Genomic DNA, 8,613 nt, shown 5'->3' with positions numbered 1-8,613 from the left:
TGTTCAACCGATGGGTGTTGTTACTAATCAACTCAACTTTCTGAGTTGCCCTAAAAACAGTTGCAAGAAATCTCCGGTGATGTTCCGGCATGGCTCTCGCTCATTCTCGCCGGCCGTCCATGGCCTGCCTGTGCGTGCCGCACGCAGACAGGCCGGCTTGTGAGGCGCGCTAAAGCAATGTCCCCGCGTCCGCCGAGAATCACCTCGTGTGATTCGTTCGGCGGCCAATACCGCTATGAGCCAAGCCCGAACATCCTGCTAATATGTCCCTGGCAATGCGAGTCAGAAAGTTGAGTAATCAACGCAAAGTCCCGATTATTAAAGGCTAATAGCTAACTGCTAATCGCTCAGCTTAGGTTTGTATAAGAAAGCTTTGAGATCAGCTGTCCAAGGGCAGGAATTTCATCTGCTATCTGGGGATCAGTAGCAAATCGCTTTAAATCACTTAAAGCCCGGGGTATATAAGTGCGGAAATGGAGTCGTTTCTTCTGGTCTGATAAAAAGCCGAAAGCACCTAAAACCTGCATGCAGCGGATTAAGGAAAAAAGGGCAAAGAAATGGTTAACTCGCTGGCGTGAGGGCAGGGATAATGGTCCGGCGGCATGTTCGTAATAGTAATCAAGCAGTTCATTTCTGCGCTGAAATGGCAGGCTGACATAGGGGTCATTGATCAATGAAGCCAGATCATAATATGGCGGTCCCAGCCTGGCTCCCTGGAAATCAAGTAACCAGAGCCTTCCATCCTTGATCATCAGGTTTTTAGACTGGTAATCACGATAGAGAAAATAGTGGCAAGGTCCCTCTAACGCCTGGCAAGCAAGTTGGTTGAATTCCAGTGCAAGGCACTTTTGCTCAGCATCTGACAGGCTGATATTACCCAAAGGGACAGCAAAAGATTTTAAAAAATATTCCAGTTCCCGGGAAATGATCAGTTCCCGATCATAATGCCCCCCGGCATAGCACCATGAAGGATTGAATGCGATGCCGGCTTTCTGCTGCATTTCGATCAGCAGGGTCAGAGCCTGACGATAATAAAGGCGAATATCAGCGTTCCAGTTTCCATCTTTGGTCAAATCATAAAGAGTTGTAGTACCAAGGTCCTGCAAAAGATAATAACAGCTGTCCAGACTGCATGACAAAACATGAGGAACGGAAAATCCAAGCTTGGACAGATGCTGGGCCAAATACATGAATGAATGATTCTCGCATACCCTGACGCCGTTTATCTGCTGGTATTTTCCCCAACCCCGTAAAGCGTCAACGGCAATTAATTGTCTCTCATCAAGGCAGGTTTGAATCCGGTAATATCTGCGATCAGAACCGTCGCCGGCCAGGCAGCAGGACGAGAAAGACACGGAATTTTGAGCCTGTGAATTGAGGTAGGCTTCAATCAGGTTTCTTAAGAGGGGTGGGATCTCAGTCTGAGAGGTAGATGCGCTCATAAACCGTTTCTATGGCAGGCAACAGGTCACTGTTAGCCATTTCAAGATATAAAAATGCGCTCAGGGCCAGGGCTCCGGCGCCGACCCCTTCCTTGACAAATCCCTGTTCGTAAAGTTGTAGATTTTTGTGTCTGGAGTTTATGAAATTCAATCGCGCGGCATACATGGGGATCTTAGCCGGCAATTGTTTGGCAAGGCCTCTGATATCAGCATGCTTATCTTCTGAAACCCAGGAAGTGGTAGCAATTCCCAGGTGTTCTAAACGGGAATTTTTAATGGCAGCAATACAGCGATCATGGTGTATGTCCGGCAGTCGGTCAAAGTTTTGCCGTTCGAGGAGCCGGCCGATTAGTACCGCAACCGCCAGCATTTGGGTGCCACCCCCAAGGATTACCGGAGCATGGCGACTGGCCGCCAGTGCCATGCCGGCTTGAACAATCTGCATTGGGTCCCCCATCATGGAGACGGCAGCCAGAGGATCAGAAAACAGGGAACCGCGAACCAGGTCTTTTTCTGCCATCGCCCTGGTGATAATCTTTTCTTTCAACGATGGATTGTTTCCCGGCATACTGCCACTGATCTTGCCAAAAGCGTTTATTCCCAAAACTTCCATCAGGGCCAGTGCGGTCGTGGTTCCTCCCGGGACACTTTCTCCCATGACCAGTGTTTTTCCAAGCTTGCCGAGATTGTCCCCGATCATAACCCCCTGGGCCAGTAACTCCTGGGTATTTTCGACCGGCAGTGGAGTGGTGATTGATTTTCCGGGTGTCTGCCCGGCTACCAGTAAGGGGATCTGTGGCCTGATGGAATTTCCGGCATCAATAATAATCATCGGGCAATCCAAGGTTTCCCTGGCAGCCATGGTGATGATGACCGGGGAAGGTGGTCCCTGGGGATTTTCCGGAATTTTATCCAGGCAACGGGCCTTGCCATAGTAAAGTGCTTCTACATCTGCCGCCGCGGTGTAACAAGTCAGTTCCGGGCTGGCACCGGCTGCAGAAATGCCGGGAATGGCAGCGGTTTCAGTGGTAGCGATATTGCAGATAAAAAGCGGCGGTTGCCTGACGCAGAGCTGGAGAAAATTGTCGGCGGCCTTGTTATCTTCGGTAATGGTGATAATATCAGGAGATGACATGAATGTCCTATGAGTAAATGTTGTAGTGTATCCGTTGTCGCGTAACCAGGAAGATGGAGTTTTTTACAAAGTATCAATTATGATTCTGTGAAATGATGATTGCGTCAAAACCTTTTTGCTTCAGTTTTCGGGAAAGTTCTATCGCTTGCCGGCGATTGGCAAACCAGCCCGCCCGCACCTGGTAGCAGGTTTTGTTGCCACAAGTCGTGGTTTGCATGAAAACATCTTTAGTCAATACCTGTATTTTCACGTATAGTTCGTGGGCGTTTTTCCGATTGGCAAAAGCTCCGGCCTGGATGCCATAGTAGCGGGTTAAAGGAAAATCTGGCTGTTTGCTTGCTGCTGCTGGTGGCGAAATCAATATTACCCGTACCAGGGCTGTTCCCTGATCAACCATGTCAAGGGTTTTGGCTGCCGCGTAGGAGAGGTCAATGATGCGTCCGCGGACAAATGGCCCCCGGTCGTTGATCAGGACTTCAACCTGGCGGCGGTTTTCCAGGTTAGTTACCCTGACCCGGCTGCCCAGCGGCAGTTCCTTGTGAGCAGCCGTTAGTTTATGCATGTCATAGATTTCACCATTGGAAGTTTTTTTCCCATGAAAATCCTTGCCATACCATGAGGCAATTCCTTCCTGGCTTTTGATCAGCCGGGATTGTTTGGGTAATGAATAATCAAAGTGGGACTGTCTGGCCATACAGCCCAGACAACCGGTGCAAAGGAGGATGATTATCCAGTATAACTGGGCTTTATTCAAGGAAGACATGGGCTGTTCACCAAGTTTACCTGGACAAAATCGTGGTAGTAGTCAAGCTGGTTGACACAGCAAAAATCCTGTTTCAGCCGAAATATATTCGTTGCTTCCATTTGCAGGGCCCGGCAGATAATCAGCATATTGATGCCGCCATGGGCAACAATCACCAGCTGCTCACCACTATGGGTATGCAGCAGTTCATCTAATTGATTAAAGACCCGGTTTTCCACTTCAGGGATGGTTTCACCACCAGGAATCCTGTAGTTGATAAAATCAGTGAATTTTTTTTTAATCTGTTCAGGGTATCGTTCCTTGACTTCGTCATAGGTTAAACCCTCCCAGCAACCCATCTTTATTTCTCTGAAAGCAGGCAGGGGGGAGTGTGGCAATTTCAGTTGATTGGCAATCATGGTAGCTCCAGCCTGGCTGCGGCGCAGATTGCTGGAGTAGACGTGGGTGATCCGTTTAGCGTCCAGCTGTCGGGCAATACTTCTCATGGTTTCCAGAGATTCATCAGTTACCTCAACATCAATGTGCCCGTTATAACGGAATTTGCCATCAAGGGTATTGACCGTCTGCCCATGGCGAAGCAAAAAAACAGTGGTTGGTGATTCCATAGTCATAAAAATATTTTAACACAAGTTTTCAAGAGAAGGGAATTTTTAATTGAACAGGGCGACCCAGCAGACCAGGGCCATGGCTTCACTGCTTTCACAGCAAAATCCAAGCAGGTCACCGGTGATGCCGCCAATCCGCCGGGTGGCATAAATTTTTATCCCCCAGGTGTAAAAGGTGAGAACTATCAGAACCAGAAAGCCCCTGAGCCCAGTTAAAATTAAGGTCACCATGATGGTAAATGCCGAGGCGTAGACGATTTCAATTGCGGAAACCTCCTGGGTAATAGCCCCCCCCAGTCCGCCTTCCTTGCGGGCGTAGGATGACAGGTAGGCCAGGATTACGATGCTAAAGCGGCCGTAGACAGGCAGAAGAATCAGGCAGGGAATTACCATCTGGTCGGGAAGCTGAGTAATTGTAGTATATTTTAGCAGTAAAACGAGTATCAGACCCAGGGCGCCCATGGTGCCGATGGAACTGTCTTTCATAATCTTGAGAATATCCTCCGGCTGGCTGCGGGCACTGAGAAAACCATCGGCAGTGTCTGCCAATCCGTCCAGGTGAAAACCACCGGTAAGCAAAACCAGGATGATGAGTATAATCACGCTGTTTATCTGGCGGGGTAGCAGGGGGGTAAACAAGTAAAAAACCAGGGAAATAATCAATCCCAGCAAGAAGCCTACCAGGGGAAACCAGGAAAGCGAAGCGGCTATTTCCCTGGCTGAAAGCGATTTTTTAAAGGGGAAAGGAAGGGTGGTTAAAAAAGAAAGGGCAAAGTGGAATGATGTCAGCATCGTATTTGTTTCCATTCGGAAACCGGTGTTTCCGAATTGGCTGTCAATTTTTAGTTCTCAGCTTAAGAAGTTGTTTTTTAATACTTCACTGAATGCTACCTAAGTTAAGCCATTAGCGATTAGCTGTTAGCATTTAGCTTTAAAAATCAAGGTATTACGTTCACAAGCAATAAACTTCATAGGTGGCAGCTTGTAATAGTAAACATGCTGTAATCATTGAACTAACAGCTAACGGCTAAAAGCTAACCGCTCAATTCAGGTGCTATTTAAGTTTCAGAGGCAGGCCGCAACTGACCAGGTAAACTGAATCACAGGCTGCCGCCAGTTTCTGATTAGCGAAGCCGGCCAGATCACGGAACTGTCGGGCCAGAGGATTATCAGGGACAATTCCGAGCCCAACTTCGTTGGAGACCATAATGATAGTGGAGATACAACCTGGCAGAGAGGTGATCAATTGTTCAACCTTTTGCATGACAATGCCGGGATTTTCCTGGTTGGAGAGCAGTATATTGGTCAGCCAGAGGGTGATGCAGTCCACCATGATGACCGGATAGTGTGACGCCGCCTGTCGCAGGGAGGTATCGAGGGCATAGGGTTCTTCAATCGTGGCCTGCCATGCCTGTCCCCGTTGTGCCTGGTGTCGGGCAATCCGTTCTCCCATTTCATCGTCAAGGATCTGGGCGGTAGCCAGATAAGCCCGGGGTCCGGGCAGGTCTTCCGCCATTTTCTGGGCGAAAGCGCTTTTGCCGCTGCGGGCACCGCCGGTCACCAGAATTTTTTTACCCTGCTCCAATGCATTATCCTATAATTGTATTTTTATTCGCTGATTTCACTAACTTAAATCTGGTATGGTGTCAATTTATTTTTAAATTTTCCCGATGGTTGAAAGCTGAATGCTGACAGCTGATCTGAAAACCTTTGCTTTTCGGCTGAAAATTAATCAGTTGTTCTTCAGGTACTGATGTGCTAAGGGGGTTGCCTTGAATCCTGGCTCGTAAAATTATGCCGCCGGTCCATAATTTGGTCAAGTTTTTTATTTTTCTGTCGATGATTTTTACTGTTTCTATCGTGGCTGAGTTTGGATGGACAGACCTTTAATGGGAACCATAAAACCTGTCTGAGCATTAGTACCTTACTTCTGAAAACCTGTCAAAAAAACAAGAAATTGGCGGAAACACATTCAGGATGTTCGGGCTTGGCTCATAGCCTGTCTGCGTGCGGCACGCACAGGCAGGCCATGGACGGCCGGCGAGAATGAGCGAGAGCCATGCCGGTACATCCTGATACCTTAATTTGGGTTGCAGGCGTAGCCCGCGTTAGTTTTTTTACCTCTCATCCTTCCCGGGAGATGACCGGATGAATTTATTGCTGGTTGATGATAATCCCTCTATAGTTGAAAGCCTGTTCCAGGTTCTCAGCGAGGCGGGGTATCAGGTTGTTACCGCCAGTGATGGTCTGGAAGCCCTGGAAGGACTTCAGCAACAAAATTTTGATCTGGTTTTGACTGATTTGAATATGCCTCGAATGGGGGGTATGGATCTGGTGGCTGAAATCAGAAAAATGCGAAATCCACCGCCGGTTATTATCATCACTGCCTATGCCACCATGGAAACGGCCATTAATTCCGTTAAGCTGGGGGTATATGATTATCTGTTGAAGCCGTTTAATATGGATCATGTGCTGCATGCAGTGAGCCGGGCGCTGGAAAAACGGCGTTTGGAACAGGAGAATTTGCAGCTCAAGGAGATGATTGTTCTCTATAATGCCAGTGAAGCCATCAGCTCCAGTCTTGATATTTCGGCAATTATTGATGTTCTCCTCGATGCAAGTTTCTCCCAGTCTCAGGCTGACCTGGCAGTATTATATCTCTTGGATAATGACCGTCAGGCATTGAGGATAACCCAACATAAATGTACTGGTTGTGCTGATCTGGAATGCGCTGAATTTATCCAGTCTCTGGCCCGGGAAGTGGATGTTTTGCGGTTGAATTCAATCTTTGATGGCCAGGGTTCCCATGTTTTCAGCCCTGGAAGTTCCAAGATTACGCCCATGTTGCGCATGCCGTCTACCGAACACCAGTTTTATTCCCTGCTGAGTATCTCCCTGAAGGCAAATAACCGCTATATAGGCATTCTTAATCTTTTCTCTCTTACTCCGGGGTTCACCTTCACTGACCAGCAAAGTCGGGCGCTCTATATCCTGACCGCTAAAGGAGCCTCAGCCATTGAAAATGCTAATTTATACAAAAATACCCAGCAGTATTATCTGCAGACCATTAAGAGCTTTGCGCATGCCCTGGAAGCCAAAGATCAGTATACCCATGGCCATTCCCAGCAGGTGACCCGTTATGCGGAGGTGCTGGCTAAAGGATTGCAGCTTGATCCCCAGCGGCTCAATCTGCTGCTTCAGGCAGCCATGCTCCATGATATCGGTAAAATTGGCATCAGTGAGACCATTCTGAATAAAGCCGGTAAATTGACTGAAGAAGAATATCTGATCGTCAAAAAACATCCAGTTACCGGCAAGCATATACTGGCTCCCATTACCTCATTGGCAGCTATTGTTCCAGTTGTGTACCATCATCATGAACATTGGGACGGTGCCGGCTATCCTGATGGCCTGAAAGGTCAAGAAATTCCGCTGCTGGCCAGAATTCTCGCTGTGGCTGATGCCTTTGATGCCATGACCTCTTCACGGGCTTATCGACAGGCAATGGATAGCTCCGAAGCTTATCAGGAGCTTGAACTTTATGCCGGGTCGCAATTTGATCCTGAACTGGTTGAGGTTTTCTGCCGCCAGCGGCAGGTCATTGATGACCTGATGCGCTTCTGATACCTGCCTTATTTTGACCGTTACTTTCCTATAAAGTCCTTGACAAGAACACAGACGATTTGCTATATCCACTCAGTTTCTTTGAACCTCCATAGACTCAGCAGCCTTTGAGGATAGTAGCCTGTCAAAATTTTAAAGGTGGGACGGCAAAAACCACGACAGTGGTTAACATTGCTCACTGTCTTGCCCGCCGTGGTAAAAAGGTCTTGATTGTTGACCTTGATGCCCAGGGCAGTGTGGGGGTCAGCCTGGGGGTGGAGGCGGAGTATAGCCTCTATGATTTGCTTATTGATAATTGTCCTCTGAACGATTGCCTGGTTGAGGCCCGGCCAAACCTCTTCTGCATTCTGGCTGATCAATCGCTGGCCACTTGTGAAACTCTTCTGGTGGCCCAGCCCCGGCGGGAGGAGATACTTAAACGTCGGCTTTCCGGTCTTTCGGAGATATTTGCTGATTTGGATGTGGTTTTTATTGATTGTTCCCCATCCCTTTCCATCCTCAGTCAGAATGCACTGGTTTACGCGGATGAATTGCTCATTCCGATCAGCATGGATTATTTGTCCATGGTGGGGGCCAACCATGTGTTTGACAATCTGGGAATGATTGAAGAATATTTTGAGAAGAAGCTGAAAATAGCTGGAATTATCCCGACGTTTTTTGATAAACGGGTAAATATGAGTAAAGAAGTGCTGTCGGCATTACGGGATCGATATGGATCACTGGTGTTGCCGCCGGTGCGAATCGATACCAAACTGAAACAGGCATCAAGCGCCCGCAAGACGATCTTTGAGTTTAATCAGAAAAGTCGCGGGGGTCTGGATTACCTGCAGATCTGTGAGGAATTGTTTCCATGAGCGCTACCAAAAGCCGGAGTCCATCAACAGGCGGCAAAAAAAAGAAAGCATTGGCTGAGGTCCCGGAACGGGAGCCGGTGGCCAGGAAAAAAATGGCGGCTTTTTTTGATTCTGAGGCCAGTCCTACCAGTCCTAAGGATCTTGCTGATGAAAGTCTGAATGCCGCTGGAAAATCATTGTTGCCCGAAAC

Annotated in this window: 9 protein-coding genes; 3 read left to right on the top strand and 6 right to left on the bottom strand. The window is 48.1% G+C overall.

Features of this window, described 5'->3' with window-relative positions:
• Positions 1–347: 347 nt before the first annotated feature.
• The 6 genes from U9P07_11390 to cobU form a co-directional block, all read right to left on the bottom strand.
• Positions 348–1,442: a phosphotransferase gene (locus U9P07_11390; GenBank protein ID MEA2110012.1), complete on the bottom strand. Its 1,095-nt coding sequence runs from the start codon at positions 1,440–1,442 to the stop codon at positions 348–350.
• Positions 1,417–2,577, bottom strand: a complete 1,161-nt coding sequence (locus U9P07_11385; protein MEA2110011.1) for a TIGR00303 family protein — start codon at positions 2,575–2,577, stop codon at positions 1,417–1,419. The genes U9P07_11390 and U9P07_11385 overlap by 26 nt, the downstream gene beginning before the upstream one ends.
• Before the next feature lie 73 nt (positions 2,578–2,650).
• Positions 2,651–3,340, bottom strand: coding sequence for a septal ring lytic transglycosylase RlpA family protein (locus U9P07_11380; GenBank protein ID MEA2110010.1), 690 nt, complete (start codon positions 3,338–3,340; stop codon positions 2,651–2,653).
• Entirely contained in the window at positions 3,328–3,951 is a 624-nt protein-coding gene (locus U9P07_11375; GenBank protein MEA2110009.1) for a histidine phosphatase family protein, read from the bottom strand. Before U9P07_11375 ends, U9P07_11380 begins: the two co-directional genes overlap by 13 nt.
• A 39-nt stretch (positions 3,952–3,990) precedes the next feature.
• A complete protein-coding gene (gene cobS / locus U9P07_11370) occupies positions 3,991–4,737 on the bottom strand; it encodes an adenosylcobinamide-GDP ribazoletransferase (protein ID MEA2110008.1) in 747 nt (248 codons plus the stop codon).
• 262 nt (positions 4,738–4,999) lie between these two features.
• Positions 5,000–5,530 (bottom strand): bifunctional adenosylcobinamide kinase/adenosylcobinamide-phosphate guanylyltransferase, encoded by a 531-nt coding sequence (gene cobU, locus U9P07_11365; protein MEA2110007.1) that lies wholly within the window; start codon positions 5,528–5,530, stop codon positions 5,000–5,002.
• Positions 5,531–6,093: 563 nt separating this feature from the next.
• On the opposite strand from cobU, the gene U9P07_11360 reads away from it, so the two are divergent.
• The 3 genes from U9P07_11360 to U9P07_11350 all read left to right on the top strand — a co-directional run.
• Positions 6,094–7,569, top strand: coding sequence for a response regulator (locus U9P07_11360; protein MEA2110006.1), 1,476 nt, complete (start codon positions 6,094–6,096; stop codon positions 7,567–7,569).
• Between the two features lie 107 nt (positions 7,570–7,676).
• The gene (locus U9P07_11355; protein ID MEA2110005.1) at positions 7,677–8,423 is read left to right on the top strand and encodes a ParA family protein; all 747 of its coding nucleotides are present in this window, start codon (positions 7,677–7,679) and stop codon (positions 8,421–8,423) included.
• A partial coding sequence (locus U9P07_11350; GenBank protein MEA2110004.1) for a hypothetical protein occupies positions 8,420–8,613 on the top strand: 194 nt, incomplete at its 3' end. The genes U9P07_11355 and U9P07_11350, both read left to right, overlap by 4 nt.

This window comes from Pseudomonadota bacterium (assembly GCA_034660915.1).
GTDB lineage: Bacteria > Desulfobacterota > Anaeroferrophillalia > Anaeroferrophillales > Anaeroferrophillaceae > DQWO01.
Note: the sequence above shows the minus strand (reverse complement) of the source record. Positions and strands in the feature narration are given on the sequence as shown.

Excerpts from the sequence above, each read along its gene's own strand:
- cobS (MEA2110008.1), bottom strand. The coding sequence starts at position 4,737 with ATGCTGACATCATTCCACTTTGCCCTTTCTTTTTTAACCACCCTTCCT.
- U9P07_11375 (MEA2110009.1), bottom strand. The coding sequence starts at position 3,951 with ATGACTATGGAATCACCAACCACTGTTTTTTTGCTTCGCCATGGGCAG.
- U9P07_11360 (MEA2110006.1), top strand. The coding sequence starts at position 6,094 with ATGAATTTATTGCTGGTTGATGATAATCCCTCTATAGTTGAAAGCCTG.
- U9P07_11380 (MEA2110010.1), bottom strand. The coding sequence starts at position 3,340 with ATGTCTTCCTTGAATAAAGCCCAGTTATACTGGATAATCATCCTCCTT.
- U9P07_11390 (MEA2110012.1), bottom strand. The coding sequence starts at position 1,442 with ATGAGCGCATCTACCTCTCAGACTGAGATCCCACCCCTCTTAAGAAAC.
- U9P07_11385 (MEA2110011.1), bottom strand. The coding sequence starts at position 2,577 with ATGTCATCTCCTGATATTATCACCATTACCGAAGATAACAAGGCCGCC.